Source organism: Streptomyces sp. NPDC045778 (assembly GCF_056431945.1).
Window position 1 is genome coordinate 77,529 of sequence record NZ_JBWKJZ010000001.1, and the last position, 15,755, is coordinate 93,283.

Sequence of the window (15,755 nt, forward strand, 5' to 3'; positions counted from 1 at the left end):
GCGCTCAGCGCAGGCGCTGGCTGATCACCTTGGAGACGCCGTCGCCCTGCATCGACACGCCGTACAGCGCGTCCGCGACCTCCATCGTGCGCTTCTGGTGCGTGATCACGACGAGCTGCGAGGCCTCCTGAAGCTCCTGCATGATGCGGATGAGCCGCTGGAGGTTGGTGTCGTCGAGCGCCGCCTCGACCTCGTCCATCACGTAGAACGGGCTGGGCCGCGCCTTGAAGATCGACACGAGCAGCGCCACGGCCGTCAGCGACCGCTCGCCGCCGGAGAGCAGCGAGAGCCGCTTGACCTTCTTGCCGGGCGGCCGGGCCTCGACGTCGACACCCGTGGCGAGCATGTTGTCGGGGTCGGTCAGGACGAGACGCCCCTCGCCGCCGGGGAAGAGCCGGCTGAAGACCCCCTCGAACTCCCGGGCCGTGTCCCGGTAGGCCTCGGTGAAGACCTGCTCGACGCGCTCGTCGACCTCCTTGACCACCTGGAGCAGGTCGGCGCGGGTCTTCTTCAGGTCCTCCAGCTGCTCGGAGAGGAACTTGTGACGCTCCTCCAGGGCCGCGAACTCCTCAAGGGCGAGCGGGTTGACCTTTCCCAGCTGCTGGTACGCCCGTTCGGCTGACCTCAGCCGCTTCTCCTGCTCGGCACGGTCGTACGGGCGCGGCTGATGGCGCGGATGCTCCGGGTCGTCGGGCAGCTCCTCGCCCTCGGCGGGGGGCGAGGGCGGCACGAGCTGATCGGGCCCGTACTCGGCCACGAGCCCCGCCGGTTCCACACCTAGCTCCTCCAGCGCCTTGGTCTCCAGCTGCTCGATCCGCAGCCGCTTCTCCGCGCCGAGTACCTCGCCCCGGTGAACCGAATCCGTGAGTTTGTCGAGTTCCGCCTTGAGGTCGCGCCCCTGGTTCCGCGCGGCGGCGAGGTCCAGCTCGCGCACCTCCCTGGCCCGCTCGGCCGCCGCCCGCTCCGCGTCCGCGCGGGCCAGGGACACCTCGACGTGCGCGAGCAGCTGGCGGGCGCCGGACGCGACGGCCCCGGCCACGGCGGCCTCGTGCCGCAGCCTGGCCCGGTGCCGCTCCGCACGCGCGCGTGCCTCGCGCTCGGCGCGGGCGGCCCGGTCGAGCGATTCGGCTCGCCCGGCGAGCCCCTTCACCCGCTCCTCGTGCGTACGGACCTGGAGGCGGGCCTCCATCTCGGTCTGCCGCGCGTTGGCGCCGTCGGCGGCGAGCCGGTCGCGGGCCCCGGTGTCCGGCTCCTCGTCGGCCGGTGTCTCCTCGGCCACGGCGAGCCGCTCGGCCAGCTCCTCGACCTCCCAGCGCGCCTTCTCCAGGGCCTCCTGGGCCGCGGCGGCGGCCGCCGCGGACCGCTCGGCCTCACCGGCGGCGCCGCGCGCCTGCCCCGCCAGGCTGCCGAGCCGCTGGGCGACGGCGGACTTCTCCCGGTCGGCTGCGCGCCGCCGCTCCCCCAGCTCCTCGACGAGCGCGGCGCACTCCCGGCGCCGCTCGTCCGCGGCCCGCTGCTCCCGTGCCAACTCCTCGCACGCCACGCCGAGTTCGGCCAGCTCGGCGGCGGCCTCGTCCACCGAGGCCTGCACCTCCAGGAGGCTGGGCGCGCCCGCGGATCCGCCCTGCGCGAAGTGCGCCCCGAGCAGATCGCCCTCGGCGGTGACCGCGGTCAGCTCCGGGTGCGCGTACACCAGGTCCTCGGCGTCCTCCAGGGTGCCGACGACGACGATCCCGCGCAGCAGCCGCCGCACGGCGGGCAGCAGTTCGGCGGGTCCGCGTACGAGGTCGGCGGCGCGGGGCGGCCCGTCACCCGCGGCCCCCTGGCCCGCGCCCTCGGCGCCCGCGGCGCCGGCGGCGCCCGCGAGCAGCAGCGCGGCCCGGCCCGCGTCCTGCTTGCGCAGCAGGCGGATCGCTTCTGCGGCGGCCGCGGGCGTGGTCACGGCGATGGCGTCCGCCGCAGCGCCGAACGCCGCCGCCACCGGCACCTCGTAGCCCGGCGCGACGGAGAGGAGTTCCGCCGCGGGGCCGAGAAGGCCGGTGAGCCGGTCCCGCGCGGCGAGCAGCGCGCCCGAGCCGTCCTTGCGGCGCAGCCCGAGCGCGAGCGCCTCGTGCCGGGCGGCGACGGCGGCCCGCTTGCGCTCCGCGGCGGTGGCCGCCTCCCGGGCCGCCGTCAGCGCGGCCTCGGCGTCGGCGAGGGCGCGGCGGGCCTCCTCGTGCCGCTCGCCCAGCTCCGCGTCGCCCGCGTCGAGCCCGTCGACCTCGGCCTTGAGCTGCTCGTACTCCTCCTGCGCCGCGGCGGCCCGCTCCTTTGCCCCGTCCCGCGCCAGGGCGAGCCGGTCGATCTCGGCCTGGGCGGAGGCGGCCCGCGAGCGCGCCGCGTTGACCTGTCCTGCGAGGCGCGCGAGGCCTTCGCGCCGGTCGGCGATCGCCCGCGCGACGTCCTTCAGGCGCCGTTCCTCGGCGGCCAGTTCCCGCTCCAGGTCCGCCCGGTGCGCGACGGTGTCGTCGAGGGCGTGCTGGGCGGCCTCAAGGGCGGCCTCCAGTTCCGCCTCCTGCTCGCGGACGCGGGCGGCCTCGCGCTCCATGTCCTCCGGGTCACGGCCGCGCCGCTCCTCGGCGGGCGCGGCGGTGGCGCTGGTGACCCGGGCGTCGGCGAGCGAGACGGTGCCGCGCACCCGCTCGGCCAGCTGCGACAGCTCGTACCAGGTCTGCTGGGCGCGCTGGAGCCGCGGCGTGAGCTGCCGCACCTCGTCCTCCAGCTGGGCCTCGCGGGTCAGCGCGGCCTTCAGCTCCGCCTCGGCGGCGTCCCGGCGGGCCTTGAGCGCGGCCTCGTCGGCGACCTCGGCGTTCAGGGCGTCGCGCAGGCCGACCAGGTCGTCGGCGAGCAGCCGCAGGCGGGCGTCGCGCAGGTCGGCCTGGATGACGGCGGCGCGGCGCGCGACGGCGGCCTGCCGCCCGAGCGGCTTGAGCTGGCGGCGCAGCTCGTCGGTGAGGTCCTGCACCCGGGCGAGGTTGGCCTGCATCGCGTCCAGCTTCCGCAGCGCCTTCTCCTTGCGCTTGCGGTGCTTGAGGACGCCCGCGGCCTCCTCGATGAAGGCCCTGCGGCCCATGGGGTCGGCGTGCAGCACCGAGTCGAGCTGGCCCTGGCCGACGATGACGTGCATCTCGCGGCCGATGCCGGAGTCGGACAGCAGCTCCTGGATGTCGAGGAGGCGGCAGGTGTCGCCGTTGATCTGGTACTCGCTGCCGCCGTTGCGGAACATGATCCGCGTGATGGTGACCTCGGCGTACTCGATGGGCAGCGCGCCGTCGGAGTTGTCGATGGTGAGGGAGACCTCGGCGCGGCCGAGCGGCGGGCGGCCCGTGGTGCCCGCGAAGATCACGTCCTCCATCTTGCCGCCGCGCAGCGACTTGGCGCCCTGCTCGCCCATGACCCAGCTCAGCGCGTCCACGACGTTGGACTTGCCGGAGCCGTTGGGTCCGACGACGCAGGTGATGCCCGGCTCGAACTTCAGTGTCGTGGCGGACGCGAAGGACTTGAAGCCGCGCAGTGTCAGGGCCTTGAGGTGCACGCCGCTGGACTCTACCTTTCGCCGCGAGTTCACCGAGGGAACGTGCGGGCCGTTTCACGGAGGAAGGTGCAGGGCACATCAGAGTTAAGGAATGACCTCGCACCGGGGTATGGAGAGCCAAGTCCAGGGCATGGCTTGACCGTTCGGTATCCGGCTCCCGACCGCCCCCCTCCCCCACGACCTGCGGACGACGGCACAGGACCCGCGGACGACAAAAGAAGAAGGGACGCCGAAGCGTCCCTTGCAGATCTCTTTAAGCAGAGTTCTTTGGTCAAGCGGTTGATACGGGCATCTAGACCACGTCGCACCGGGCGCGCGGCCGCTCCGCACCTCCCGCGCAGGTGGCGCCGCGCGGGAGTACGTCACAGACGCGCACGGAGTGCCGGGCCCGGCGTGGCGTGGGTCAGGTGAGCGCAGGCTCCGCCTGGGGTACGTCGATGCTCTCCAGGAGCGATTCGTGAGAAGCGGCAGCCGTCAGCGCGTCGTTCTCCGCCTGGATCCTGACCAGCTCGGATTCCAGATCCTGGACGCGCTGCTGGAGCCGTCGCATCTCGGCGAGAAGTCGCGGGTCGCTGCCGCCGACGTAACCGAGAAGCGCCTTTGCCATGATGGATGGTCCTCCACACTGAGTGACCGACCGAATCGGTGTGGGTCGTGAGGGAATCGCACCCGCGGTGCTTGGCACTTTTCGGTTCTTGCTGGGTCTTACTTGGCCGTTCTCACATGCCAAACAGCGAGGATGCGCGGGGCTTCCAGCGTCTCACCAAAAAGTTTGACGGTCAACACGATCACACCCCGTATTGACGGGCAACCCGGGGGCACACGGCGGTCGAACCCGCTGCGGTGCCTCTCCTTCGGGGCCCTGGGGGTGTGGAGATCATCCTTACCCGCGGAGCCTGCCACGGCAAGGGCTTCTTGGCAATCACCAGGCCTTTTTTGCCCCGGACAGCTGCCGGGACCCCAGCAGGACCACCCGTGCCGCGACCCCGCGGGAGCGCCGCGTCAGCGAATCGCGAACGAGTCGTAGCCGCCTCGCGGCGTGGCCCAGATCTCAGTCACACCGTCGACCCGGCCGGGAGTGTCGCCCCTCTGGAGCCAGTCGAGGAGCGCTTCGCACGCGGCTCGGGGGCCCTCGGCGACCACTTGCACGCGGCCGTCGTCGAGATTGAGAGCAAAACCACTCAGGTCGCCGATCTCCAGGGCCCTGGCCCGCGTGAACCAGCGGAATCCCACGCCTTGCACACGGCCGCGCACCCAGGCGGTGAGCCGGACTTCTTCGTTCATAAGGTGCACGCTAACCGGCCAATTGCACAGGGAGCACTTCGCCCCCTTATGCCATCGCGTACAGTCGCGACTCGACGCGTCTCACCCGTACGGGCGAGTCACGTGGACCGTCAGGACGACGCCGGGGCACATGACCGGGCGTCTCGACGAAAGGCCAGGACATGGGACGCCACCGACGCTCCGCCGCCGGCCGCGCCGCCACCGGCCGTGCCGATCACGCGAACCCGTCCGACTCCACTGAGACCCCCGGGGCTGCCGGGTCTGCCAGGACCCCTGCTCCCCCAGCTACCCCGGTGGGGCCGATCCACACCTACGGCCCCGACGACGCCTTCGACGCCGGGGCGCGGTCCCGGCCGCGCTCGCACCGGCGCAAGGCCCGTGCGGCCACGCCGGTGCGCACCGGCCTTCTCGGGGTCTCCGCCGCCGTCGCCATGGGCGCCGTCGCGGTCGCCTCGGGGCTGCTGCCCGGCGGCGACACGTACTCCTTCGGCGGGGGCGACGACACCAGCGCCATCCGCTCCACCAGCTCCCCCTCGGGCCTCGACCCGCAGGGCGGCGACTCCGGCACCGCCGGGCGCGGCCCGTCGCCGACGCCCGGCACGGGGCGCGCGAAGGCCCCGGCCCCGGCGCCCTCGCCGTCCAGCGACAAGCCGTCCGCGAAGCCGTCGAAGAAGCCCGCGCCCGAGCCGTCCCAGGGCAAGGAGCGGGACGAGGCCGACCGCGCCGACCGCGCCGAGCCCCCGCAGGAGAAGCCCGAGAAGCCCGCCCCGCCGCGCGCCGACGGGCCGAAGCCCACCCCGCCCGCGCCCCGACCCGAGCCGTCCACGGGAGACAGCTCCGCCGAGGCCCAGGTGCTCGCGCTGGTCAACGAGGAGCGTGCCAAGGTCGGCTGCCGCCCCGTGAGCGCGGACGACCGGCTCGCGGCGCTCGCCGAGGGGTTCAGCGCGGACATGGCCGAGCGCGGCTTCTTCTCGCACACCGACCCGGACGGCGCGACCCCGTGGGACCGCGCCGAGAAGGCCGGGATCAAGGACCTCGGCGGGGAGAACATCGCCCGGGGCCAGGCCGACGCCCAGGCCGTGATGGACGCCTGGATGAACAGCCCGGGCCACCGCGCGAACATCCTCAACTGCGACTACAAGACCCTCGGCGTCGGCGCGCACTTCGCGCCCGGCGGCCCGTGGTGGACGCAGGACTTCGGCTTCTGAGGGCGCGCGGAGCCCGGCCAGGCCTTGGCTTCAGGCCGCGACGGCGGTGCGGCCCGCGGCGAACACGCGCGCGGTCTCCGTGACGCGCCGGCCGAGGTGCTCGGCCGTGGCGACGTCTGCCTTGTGCACGGCCTCCGGGCCCTCGTCCGCGTTGGTCTGGGCGGCGGCGCCCGCGAAGAAGCCGAGGCGGTTGAGGTCGTTCTCGGAGCCCGTGGAGGAGTTCCAGCCCGGGAGCAGGCCGAGGTTCACCCAGTGCATGCCCTGCTGCGCGGCGAGCGTCTGGAAGTACTGGAGCGTGTGCAGCTTGTCACCGCTCTTGGACGCCGAGTTGGTGAAGCCCGCGGCGATCTTGTCCTGCCAGGCGCGGGTGAACCAGCGCTTGGAGGAGGCTTCCGCGAAGACGTGGAAGGCGCCGGACGCGGTGCCCATGTAGGTGGGCGAGCCGAAGACGATCGCGTCGGCGGAGTCCAGGAGCTTCCACTGGGCCTCGGTGATCTCGTCGACCTCGACCAGGTGCACGGTGGCGCCGGCGTCGGCGGCACCGGCGCGTACGGCCTCGGCGATGACAGCGGTGTGGCCGAAGCCGGAGTGGTAGGCGATCGCGACGACGGGGCTGGACATGGGGGTGCTCCTCGATCGGGCAGGTGTGGGGACGACGGCGGCGCACAGGCAGCTCACCGCTGCACCAAGGAAAGCACTAACTTCTAGTTAGCGCAATCTCGTGGTGAGCGCTGCGTCCGCGTACGCTTGTGCTATGGACTCCACCGCACCCGCCGAGACGGCCTCCGACCTGGATCTGGCGTACGACGTCTTCGCCCGGAACTGTCCCTCGCGGACCACGCTCGAACATGTCACGGGACGCTGGGGCGCGCTGACGCTCGGCGCGCTGCACGACGGCACGTTCCGGTTCAACGAACTGCGCCGCCGTGTCGACGGCGTGAGCGAGAAGATGCTGTCGCAGACGCTGCACGCCCTGGAGCGGGACGGCCTGGTGCACCGCGAGGCGCAGCCCACCAACCCGCCGCGCGTGGACTACCGGCTCACGCCCCTCGGCCGGCAGATCGCCGAGCGCCTGCTGGCCCTCATCCGCTTCGTGGAGGGCGCCCAGGACACCGTCGCCGAGGCCCAGCGGGCCTATGACAGCCGCGACGGCCTCGGCGGGCGCTGACAGCGGGGGCAGAAGTAGCTGGACCGGTTCATCCAGGGCCGCCGGCGCATGAGCGTGCCGCACCGGCGGCACGGCTCGCCCTCGCGGCCGTACGCGTCCAGGGACCGGTCGAAGTACCCGGACTCCCCGTTCACGTTCACGTAGAGGCTGTCGAAGCTGGTGCCGCCGACGGCGAGCGCCGCGTTCATCACGTCCCGTACGTGACCGAGGAGTTCCATCGTCCGCGGGCGGGTGAAGGTCGCGGTGGGGCGCTCGTAGTGCAGCCGGGCGCGCCAGAGCGCCTCGTCCGCGTAGATGTTGCCGACGCCGCTGATCAGCGACTGGTTCAGCAGGGCGCGCTTGATGGTCGTACGGCTGCGGCGCAGTGCCTGGTGGAAGACGTCGGCGTCGAAGTGCTCGTCCAGCGGGTCGCGGGCGATGTGCGCGATGACGTCGGGCAGGCCGTCCGGGGTGGTGTCGTGCAGCGAGAGGCCGCCGAAGGTGCGCTGGTCGACGAAGCGCAGCTCGGTGCCGACCGTGTCGGCGAAGCGCACTCGGATCCTCAAGTGCTTCTCGTCGGGGGCGTCTTGGGTCTTCACGAGCAGTTGCCCGCTCATGCCCAGATGCGCGAGCACGGCGCTGCCGGTGTCCTCGACCGGGAGCCACAGATATTTGCCGCGGCGGCTCGGGGCGCCGATGCGGTGGCCCTTCAGCCGGTGCGCGAAGTCGTCCGCGCCCGCGATGTGCCGCCGGACGGCACGCGGATGCAGCACCTCGACCTCGGCGACGAGCCGGTCCGCCACCCACCGCGCGAGCCCCCGCCGCACGACCTCTACCTCGGGCAGCTCGGGCACGGCACTCCTTAAGCGGGACGCGCTGATGGTCCCGGCAGCGTACCGCGCGGGCGCGGGGCCGCCGCCGGGGGATGCACCACGACGAGCACCCCCGCCGGACCAAGTCCGGCGGGGGTGCGTCGAGCCTGAGGTCAGGCGGTCGCGGCGGCCGTCGGGCCGTCGTCGCCGTCGTCGTCCGGCTTGCCGCTCTCGGCGGCCTTGGCGCGCTCGTCCGCGGCCGAGCGGATCGCACGCCACGCGGACTCCGCGGCCTGCTGCTCCGCTTCCTTCTTGCTGCGGCCGGTGCCGGTGCCGTACGAGACGCCTCCGACGCGGGCGGCAGCAGTGAAGGTCTTCTCGTGATCCGGTCCGCTCTCCGTGACGAGATACTCGGGCACGCCGAGGCTCTCCATCGCGGTCAGCTCCTGGAGGCTGGTCTTCCAGTCCAGGCCGGCACCGAGGTTCGAGGACTTCTCGATCAGCGGGTCGAAGAGCCGGTGCACCAGCTCGCTCGCCGCGTCGAGTCCCTGGTCCAGATAGACCGCGCCGATCACCGCTTCGAGGGTGTCGGCGAGGATGGAGGCCTTGTCCCGGCCGCCCGTGCCCTCTTCGCCCCGGCCGAGCCGGATGAAGGAGCCCAGGTCGAGCCCGCGGCCCACCTCCGCAAGCGCACGCGAGTTGACCACCGCGGCCCGCAACTTGGCCAGCTGGCCTTCGGGCAGGTCGGGGTGGGTGCGGTACAGCGTGTCCGTGACGACGAGGCCGAGCACGGAGTCCCCGAGGAACTCCAGGCGCTCGTTCGTCGGCAGGCCGCCGTTCTCGTACGCGTACGAACGGTGGGTCAGCGCACGCACCAGAAGGGCGGACTCGAGCTGATACCCGAGCCGCCCTTCCAGAAGCGTGTGGGGCGAGGCCGCGTTGTTGCTGTCTGCCATCTTGGCGTCTTCCGCCTTCTTAGGGCTAGACACAGCGCCTCTCACCAGCCGCTCAGACCTCGAGGACCTGGCGCTTGTTGTAGGTGCCGCAAGACGGGCACGCGATGTGCTGCTGCTTGGGCTCCTGGCAACGCTCACACGAAACCAGGGGGGTGACCGCAGCCTTCCACTGCGACCGGCGGTGGCGCGTGTTGCTGCGCGACATCTTCCGCTTCGGAACAGCCACGGCTACTTCTCCTGCTTCTCGTCGGCGTGCGCTGATCGAGGCGCGCCGCCGCTCATCTCGTCCTTCTCGCCGCCCTTGATGGATTCGGCGAGTCCCTGCAGTGCCGCCCAACGGATGTCGACGGCGTCGTGGTGGTGGTCCGGGTCGTCCGTGAGCCGCGCTCCGCATTCGGAGCACAGACCCTCACAGTCTTCCTGGCACACCGGCTGCATCGGCAGTGCGAGCACCACCGCATCACGCAGCACGGGCTCGAGGTCGAACATGCCGTCCTCGAGAAAGAGCCTGTCCTCGTTTTCCGCGGATTCCCCGGCGTCGTCGGCCGGTTCCGCTGCGCGGCCCCGGTCGTCGGCGTCAGGGTACGAGAACATCTCCTGGAAGTCCGCGTCGAGCGCCAGCTCGAGCGGCTCCAGACACCTTACGCACTCCCCCTTGGCCGATGCACGGGCGGTGCCTGTGACAAGCACCCCTTCCATGACCGACTCCAGACGGATCTCCAGCTCCACCGGAGCGCCCTCGGGCACTCCGATGACACCCTCGACACCGAACGGCGCCGGGGCACCGGGAGCGTCGATGGTGCGGGTCAGCCGCTGCATGGCACCGGGACGCCGACCCAGCTCGTGCGTGTCGAACACGAGGGGGTTGCGGTGGTCGAGGCGCGTACTCAGGGCTTTTCCTGCTTTCGAGATCCTGGGATGGGGCAAGGGGGCCACCACGCGGACGCCTCGGATACCGAGGCCTGAGCGGGCAGCGCTGATCGCGGACATATGCGCGACCGAAGAGCCAGGATACTGGACCATTCGCTCTCGTCCCAATCCGGCCCTTGTGAACCGGCCGGACCCGGGCGCGACGGGCCTCAGCGCCCCTGCTCGTACTGGCGCAGCTGCTCCGCGCTGATCATCGTGGTGTCGAAGAGGCTGGTCTCGTCGAGCACGGCGGGGGCGGGGTGCTGCCCGCCCCCGCCGTGGCCCTGCGCCTGCTGCGGGGCGTAGTCCTGCCGCTGGTACGCGTACGGGTCCTGCGGGTAGCCGTACGGATCCTGCTGGCCGTAGGGCTGCTGGTAGGCGTACGGGTCCTGCCCGCCGTACGGGTCCTGGTGACCGTACTGACCCTGCTGGTCGTAGGCGTACGGATCGGGCCGGTGGTCGGGGCGCGGCGGAGCGTAGGGCTCCTGGGCGGGGACGCGGGGTGCGGCGGGGGCGCTCGGGGCGGCCGGTGCGCTCCGGGAGGGCTCGGGGGTCTCGGCGAGGTCCGCGAGGTAGTCGGCGTCGGAGGTGTGGCCCGCGCGGTCGGTGTCGGCGTGGCCCAGCTCGCTCAGCTCGGCCGCGGGGGCGCGGCCCTGGAGCTTCTGGCGGCCCCGGCCGACGGCCTCCAGGGTCTTGGCGAGGACCGCCTCGAAGGCGCCGAGCTTGGCGTCCACGTACGCGTCGGCGTCGCGGCGCAGCGTCTCGGGGTCGTGGCTGCGCTCGGGGGCGTCCTCGTCCTCGTAGCCGTGCTCGTCCAGGCCGGGCCCTGTGCCGAGGAGCTTCTCGCGGCCGCGGCCGACGGAGCCGAGGGTCTTGGTGAGGACGACCTCGAAGTTGGCGAGCTTGGAGTCCACGTAGTCCTCGGCCTCGGCGCGGATCTCCTCGGCGTCCTTGCGGGCCTCGGTGACGATGCGGTCGGCCTCGCCCTGGGAGCGGCGCGCGACCTCCGTGTCCGAGATCAGCGAGCCGCGCTCGGCGTGCGCGGACTCGATGATCCGCTCCGCCTCCTGCCGGGCCCGCTCGACGAGCTGCTCACGGCCGCCGATCAGCTCCTGGGCCTGGGCGAGGGAGCCCGGCAGGGCCTGGCGCACCTCCTCCAGCATGGCGAGGAGCTGCGCGCGGTTGACCACGCAGGAGGCGGACATGGGCATGGACTTGGCGCTGCCGACCGTCTCGACGATCTCGTCGATCTTCTTCTGCACGTCCACCGCGGGCTCGCCACTCTCTACAGCTGGTTGGGAGACGGACGGGACGACTGTAGCCCCTGATCAGCCCTTGGCGAGGCGCTTGTTGAGGGCTTCCAGCACGACCGGGGGAACGAGGTGCGCGATGTCGCCGCCCCAGGACGCGACCTCCTTGACGAGCGAGGAGGAGAGGAAGCTGTAGGCGGGGTTGGTGGGCACGAACAGCGTCTCGACGCCGGAGAGGCCGTTGTTCATCTGGGCCATCTGCAGTTCGTAGTCGAAGTCGCTGACCGCGCGCAGGCCCTTGACGATGGCCGGGATGTCGCGCTCCTTGCAGAAGTCCACCAGCAGGCCGTGGAACGACTCCACTTCCACGTTGCCGAACTCGTGGGTGACCTGACGGATCAGGTCGATGCGCTCCTCGATCTCGAAGAGGCCCTTCTTCGACATATTGATCATCACCGCGACGTGCACGACGTCGTACAGCTTGGAGGCGCGGGCGATGATGTCCAGGTGTCCATTGGTGATGGGGTCGAACGACCCCGGACAGACGGCGCGGCGCAACGGAAGTCCCTCGCTCTCCGGTCGGGTCATGGCGCGATTTCTTGTTCGTCGCACGTAGAGGCGGCGCGACCGTACCAAAACGTGCCTTCGCCGTAGCGACGGGACCTCAGCTGCTCGAAGCCGTCGGGCCAGTCGAAGATTCCGCCTCTCGTACTGCGTTCAACGGTGACGAGCGCGTCGTCCGCGAGCCAGCTTCCCGAGCGGAGTGTGAGCAGGATCTCCCGGAGATCGTCGTCCCCCACGGCGTAGGGGGGGTCGAGAAACACCAGGTCATAGGGGGCGGCAGGGGTGCTTTCCCGGATGACGTGAGCGGCTTTTCCCGCTCTCACGTCGGCGCCGGGCAGGCCGATCGCCCGTACGTTGTCCCGGATGGTGCGCACCGCGCGGGCGTCGGCCTCGACGAGCAGGGCGTGCGCGGCGCCCCGGGACAGCGCCTCCAGGGCGACGGCTCCCGAGCCCGCGTACAGGTCGAGGACGCGGGCGCCGTCGAGCGTGCCCTGGAGGGCCTGCCAGGTGGAGAACAGGCCTTCGCGGGCGCGGTCCGATGTGGGCCGGGTGCCGTTGCCCGGCGGGACGGCGAGGCGGCGCCCGCCGGCCGTACCGGCGATCACGCGGGTCATCTGGGTCTCTGCGTCCTTCGGCTGCGAGGGGAGCCCGGGGCGGGGCCCGGGGTGGGACATGCGGTGGGCCCCGGGGCGGGGCCTGCCTTCACGATAGGTCGTCCCCGCGCGTCACCCCTTGTCGAGGTACTGCTCGCGCTCCGCGTCCAGGAGGGCGTCCAGGGTCATGCGCAGCTCGGGCAGGTGCTCCAGGTCGGGGTCGCGGGCGACCACGGCGGTCGCCTCCTCACGGGCCGCCGCGATGATCTCTTCGTCGTCGATGACGGCGAGCATCCGCAGCGAGGAGCGGACGCCGGACTGCGCCTGGCCCAGCACGTCGCCCTCGCGGCGCTGCTCCAGGTCGATGCGGGACAGCTCGAAGCCGTCCAGGGTCGCCGCCACCGCGCCCAGCCGGGCGCGGGCCGGGGCGGCCTCCGGCATGTCGGTGACGAGCAGGCACAGGCCGGGCGCCGAGCCGCGGCCGACGCGGCCGCGGAGCTGGTGCAGCTGGGAGACGCCGAAGCGGTCGGCGTCCATGATCACCATCGCCGTCGCGTTCGGCACGTTCACCCCCACCTCGATCACTGTGGTGGCGACCAGGACGTGGGTCTCGCCCGCGGCGAAGCGGCGCATCACCGCGTCCTTGTCGTCGGGCTGCATGCGGCCGTGCAGGACCTCGACCCGCAGGCCCTGGAGGGGGCCCTGGGCCAGGTGCTCGGCCACGTCGAGGACGGCGAGCGGGGGGCGCTTCTCGGCCTCCGCCGCCTCTTCTCCGGCGGCCTTCTTCCCGCCCTTCTTCGCGGTCGCGTCCTTCTCGTCCTCGTCGTCGCCGATGCGGGGGCAGACCACGTACGCCTGGTGGCCGTTCTCCACCTCCTCGCGGACGCGCTCCCAGGCGCGGGCGAGGAAGTGCGGCTTGTCCCGTGCCGGGACGACGTGGCTGGAGATCGGCGAGCGCCCGGCGGGCAGCTGGTCGAGCACGGAGGTCTCCAGGTCGCCGAAGACCGTCATCGCGACCGTGCGCGGGATGGGCGTGGCCGTCATCACCAGCAGGTGCGGGGGCTGCTTGCCCTTGCCGCGCAGGGCGTCGCGCTGCTCCACGCCGAAGCGGTGCTGCTCGTCGACCACGACGAGGCCGAGGTCGTGGAACTGCACCTTGTCCTCGATCAGCGCGTGCGTCCCGATGACGATCCCGGCCTCGCCCGTGACCAGGTCGAGCAGCGCCTGCCGGCGCGCGGCCGCGCCCATGGAGCCGGTGAGCAGCGTGACCTTGGTGGCGTGCTCGGAGCCCCCGAGCATGCCGCCCTCGGCCAGCTCCCCCATCATCTCGGTGACCGAACGGTGGTGCTGCTGGGCGAGCACCTCCGTGGGCGCGAGCATCGCGGCCTGCCCGCCGGCGTCCACGACGGCGAGCATGGCGCGCAGCGCCACCATCGTGTTGTGCGTCACCGTGAAGTTGTCGGTGACGTAAGCCCGCGTCGGGTGCGCGACGCTGATGCACTGGACCGGCTTGCGTCCGACGAAGTCCACGCTGCGGATGCCGCGGCGGAACGTGTTGTACTTCGGGCGCTCACGGACGCGTTCCGCCTTGCGGGTCAGCCGGAAGGGGGCGTACTCGGCGGGCAAGGCGACCGACACGTTGAACGCGGCCTTCTTCGGCAGGACCCGTGCCCGGCCTCCCAGGGAGCGAACGAGCCAGGCGACGTCTTCCGCGAGCCTCCGGGAAGCCGAGCACAGCGAAATACTCAAACCGTCCGGCTGAACCGTGCCGTCCGTGTCCAGCAGGCCCTGCAGCAGTGCCAGTCGGTTCTTGACCGACGTGTTCTTGAACATGTCGGGGATGAACTTGCCGTGGGATGTCTTACCCCACAGCTCCATGTCCCGCAGTGCCTGGATGACGGGGTTGCGCACGCCTCCGGCGCGCTGGGCGAGCTGGATGGTGTAGTCGCAAGCGGAGCCTGCGACGGGGACCAAGCGGCACTCCGGCGCCACAGCGGCCACCGCGGCGTCATGGATCTCTGCATCGACGGTGGACAGCCGGAGATTGTGCCGGAACGACCCGTCGCCCAGCAGGAGACCGAAGAGGTAGGGGTCGAGGGGCATCCCCTCATCGCCTCCCAGGTCCACGGGTGTCGCAGCGGGGAGGTACCACTTCGACGATCCGTTCGCCTTGAAGAGATCGAGCCGGATCTCTCTCGTCGTCAGGACCTTGGGGGCTTGGCCGCGGTGCCACCCGCAGCTCGTACCGACGATCCAGAGGTGCTCGTCGTCGCACTCGACGGAACTGCCGTCCGACAACGTCAGGCGCCAGACATCACGCTCGCCCTGAGGGAACACTCCGTCGACCACAGCGACGTCCCCGGTGGGCACGACGACGGGGTCTCCCGGCTCCATGTCGCCCATCCGCCGGAACCCGTCAGGTGTCAGGACCAGTGCGTCGAGCGGCTGCGCCTTGCCCGAACCGACCTCTCCCTGGAGGAGGCGGTGCATGGGGTGCTCCGTCGCCAGGTCGGCGAAGATCTCGCCGGAGACGCGGCGCTGGCCGTCCGTGAGCTGGAAGGGCAGCTTGGCGTCGAAGGCGTCCAGGAGGCCGTCCGGGCGGGGTCTGCGGGCGACCGCGGGCAGCTGGCAGTCCGCGAAGCGGCGCCGGGCCAGGGCGACCTGGAGGACGAACGCCTCGTCCCACTTCAGGCGGTCGCGGGCCGTCGCGATGTCCGCCTTCGCCTGGGGTCGGTGGATCTTGAGGAGGGCTTCGGGGAGCGGGATGAGGCCGCGGCCCTCGCGCAGGCTCTCCGGCAGCGGATCCAGGGCCTCACGGGCGCTGGGCAGCACCGCGTCGATCGACTTGGCGATCTTCCAGGACTCCAGCTTCGCGGTGGCCGGGTAGATCGGGATCAGGGCGCCCGCCCAGGAGTCCACCGCCTCGGTGGCGGACTCGCTGTCGGCCCGCAGCAGCTCGTACGCCGGGTGGGCCAGCTGCATCTTGTGGTTGAAGACGGAGACCTTGCCCGCGAACATCGCGCGCGTGCCGGGGAGCAGGTCCTTGTGCGGCTTGTGGATGCCCCGGCCGAAGAAGACCAGCTGGAGCTGGCCGCTGCCGTCGGTGATCGTCACCTCCAGGCGCTGGCCGCGCCCCCCGTTGAACTTCAGTACGCGGGCGGTGGCCACCTGGGCGACGACGGTGACGTGCTCGTCCAGCGGGAGGTCGGAGAGGCGGGTCAGCTCGCCCCGCTCGGCGTAGCGCCGGGGGTAGTGGTGCAGCAGGTCGCCCACCGTGTGCAGGTCGAGGTGCTCGGCCATGACCTTGGCGGTGGCTTGGCCGAGGGCGTTCTTGAGCGGTTCTTGGAGCGCGTGCACGAGATCCATTGCACACCACGCCACTGACATTCCGGGGCCGGGCCCGGAATGTCAGCCCGGCGGGCCGCAGGTCCGCGGAGGTGGGGCTGGGGTTGCTCCAC

General features: G+C 71.9%; 14 protein-coding genes. 2 read left to right on the forward strand and 12 right to left on the reverse strand.

Translation table 11 applies throughout. From position 1 onward, the window contains the following. Positions 1–4: 4 nt before the first annotated feature. The 3 genes from smc to AC07GB_RS00360 form a co-directional block, all read right to left on the reverse strand. On the reverse strand, positions 5–3,574 hold the full coding sequence (gene smc, locus AC07GB_RS00350) for a chromosome segregation protein SMC (protein ID WP_478840991.1): 3,570 nt from the start codon (positions 3,572–3,574) through the stop codon (positions 5–7). A gap of 403 nt (positions 3,575–3,977) precedes the next feature. Then, positions 3,978–4,181, reverse strand: coding sequence for a hypothetical protein (locus tag AC07GB_RS00355; RefSeq protein ID WP_030675993.1), 204 nt, complete (start codon positions 4,179–4,181; stop codon positions 3,978–3,980). Positions 4,182–4,576: 395 nt separating this feature from the next. Continuing rightward, the gene (locus AC07GB_RS00360) at positions 4,577–4,858 is read right to left on the reverse strand and encodes an acylphosphatase (RefSeq protein WP_478840992.1); all 282 of its coding nucleotides are present in this window, start codon (positions 4,856–4,858) and stop codon (positions 4,577–4,579) included. 161 nt (positions 4,859–5,019) lie between these two features. Here AC07GB_RS00360 and AC07GB_RS00365 point away from each other — a divergent pair, with 161 nt between their 5' ends. Continuing rightward, positions 5,020–6,066 carry a CAP domain-containing protein gene (locus AC07GB_RS00365; protein ID WP_478840993.1) on the forward strand — a complete coding sequence of 349 codons (1,047 nt, stop codon included), beginning with the start codon at positions 5,020–5,022 and terminating at the stop codon, positions 6,064–6,066. A gap of 30 nt (positions 6,067–6,096) precedes the next feature. On the opposite strand, the gene AC07GB_RS00370 is transcribed toward AC07GB_RS00365, so the two are convergent. Further along, complete coding sequence (locus AC07GB_RS00370) at positions 6,097–6,687, reverse strand: flavodoxin family protein (RefSeq protein WP_478840994.1); 591 nt, start codon at positions 6,685–6,687, stop codon at positions 6,097–6,099. 133 nt (positions 6,688–6,820) lie between these two features. Here AC07GB_RS00370 and AC07GB_RS00375 point away from each other — a divergent pair, with 133 nt between their 5' ends. Next, positions 6,821–7,234: a winged helix-turn-helix transcriptional regulator gene (locus AC07GB_RS00375; RefSeq protein WP_478840995.1), complete on the forward strand. Its 414-nt coding sequence runs from the start codon at positions 6,821–6,823 to the stop codon at positions 7,232–7,234. Here AC07GB_RS00375 and mutM read toward each other — a convergent pair. The 8 genes from mutM to AC07GB_RS00415 form a co-directional block, all read right to left on the reverse strand. Further along, a complete protein-coding gene (mutM, locus tag AC07GB_RS00380) occupies positions 7,201–8,067 on the reverse strand; it encodes a bifunctional DNA-formamidopyrimidine glycosylase/DNA-(apurinic or apyrimidinic site) lyase (protein WP_478840996.1) in 867 nt (288 codons plus the stop codon). The two genes, AC07GB_RS00375 and mutM, sit on opposite strands and share 34 nt — an antisense overlap. 131 nt (positions 8,068–8,198) lie before the next feature. Beyond that, entirely contained in the window at positions 8,199–9,026 is an 828-nt protein-coding gene (gene rnc, locus AC07GB_RS00385; RefSeq protein ID WP_478840997.1) for a ribonuclease III, read from the reverse strand. 7 nt (positions 9,027–9,033) lie between these two features. Continuing rightward, the gene (rpmF, locus tag AC07GB_RS00390) at positions 9,034–9,207 is read right to left on the reverse strand and encodes a 50S ribosomal protein L32 (RefSeq protein ID WP_030676011.1); all 174 of its coding nucleotides are present in this window, start codon (positions 9,205–9,207) and stop codon (positions 9,034–9,036) included. A 2-nt stretch (positions 9,208–9,209) separates the two neighbouring features. Continuing rightward, positions 9,210–9,971 carry a YceD family protein gene (locus AC07GB_RS00395; protein WP_478840998.1) on the reverse strand — a complete coding sequence of 254 codons (762 nt, stop codon included), beginning with the start codon at positions 9,969–9,971 and terminating at the stop codon, positions 9,210–9,212. A gap of 89 nt (positions 9,972–10,060) precedes the next feature. Continuing rightward, complete coding sequence (locus AC07GB_RS00400; protein ID WP_478840999.1) at positions 10,061–11,158, reverse strand: ATP synthase F0 subunit B; 1,098 nt, start codon at positions 11,156–11,158, stop codon at positions 10,061–10,063. 60 nt (positions 11,159–11,218) lie between these two features. Next, positions 11,219–11,698 carry a pantetheine-phosphate adenylyltransferase gene (gene coaD / locus AC07GB_RS00405; protein WP_478841397.1) on the reverse strand — a complete coding sequence of 160 codons (480 nt, stop codon included), beginning with the start codon at positions 11,696–11,698 and terminating at the stop codon, positions 11,219–11,221. Positions 11,699–11,724: 26 nt separating this feature from the next. Next, positions 11,725–12,318: a 16S rRNA (guanine(966)-N(2))-methyltransferase RsmD gene (gene rsmD, locus AC07GB_RS00410; RefSeq protein ID WP_478841000.1), complete on the reverse strand. Its 594-nt coding sequence runs from the start codon at positions 12,316–12,318 to the stop codon at positions 11,725–11,727. Positions 12,319–12,429: 111 nt separating this feature from the next. Continuing rightward, the gene (locus AC07GB_RS00415) at positions 12,430–15,663 is read right to left on the reverse strand and encodes a helicase-related protein (protein ID WP_478841001.1); all 3,234 of its coding nucleotides are present in this window, start codon (positions 15,661–15,663) and stop codon (positions 12,430–12,432) included. Between the last annotated feature and the right edge of the window lie 92 nt (positions 15,664–15,755).

Excerpts from the sequence above, each read along its gene's own strand:
- AC07GB_RS00355 (WP_030675993.1), bottom strand. The coding sequence starts at position 4,181 with ATGGCAAAGGCGCTTCTCGGTTACGTCGGCGGCAGCGACCCGCGACTT.
- AC07GB_RS00360 (WP_478840992.1), bottom strand. The coding sequence starts at position 4,858 with ATGAACGAAGAAGTCCGGCTCACCGCCTGGGTGCGCGGCCGTGTGCAA.
- AC07GB_RS00365 (WP_478840993.1), top strand. The coding sequence starts at position 5,020 with ATGGGACGCCACCGACGCTCCGCCGCCGGCCGCGCCGCCACCGGCCGT.
- AC07GB_RS00370 (WP_478840994.1), bottom strand. The coding sequence starts at position 6,687 with ATGTCCAGCCCCGTCGTCGCGATCGCCTACCACTCCGGCTTCGGCCAC.
- AC07GB_RS00375 (WP_478840995.1), top strand. The coding sequence starts at position 6,821 with ATGGACTCCACCGCACCCGCCGAGACGGCCTCCGACCTGGATCTGGCG.
- AC07GB_RS00395 (WP_478840998.1), bottom strand. The coding sequence starts at position 9,971 with ATGTCCGCGATCAGCGCTGCCCGCTCAGGCCTCGGTATCCGAGGCGTC.
- rsmD (WP_478841000.1), bottom strand. The coding sequence starts at position 12,318 with ATGACCCGCGTGATCGCCGGTACGGCCGGCGGGCGCCGCCTCGCCGTC.
- AC07GB_RS00415 (WP_478841001.1), bottom strand. The coding sequence starts at position 15,663 with ATGGATCTCGTGCACGCGCTCCAAGAACCGCTCAAGAACGCCCTCGGC.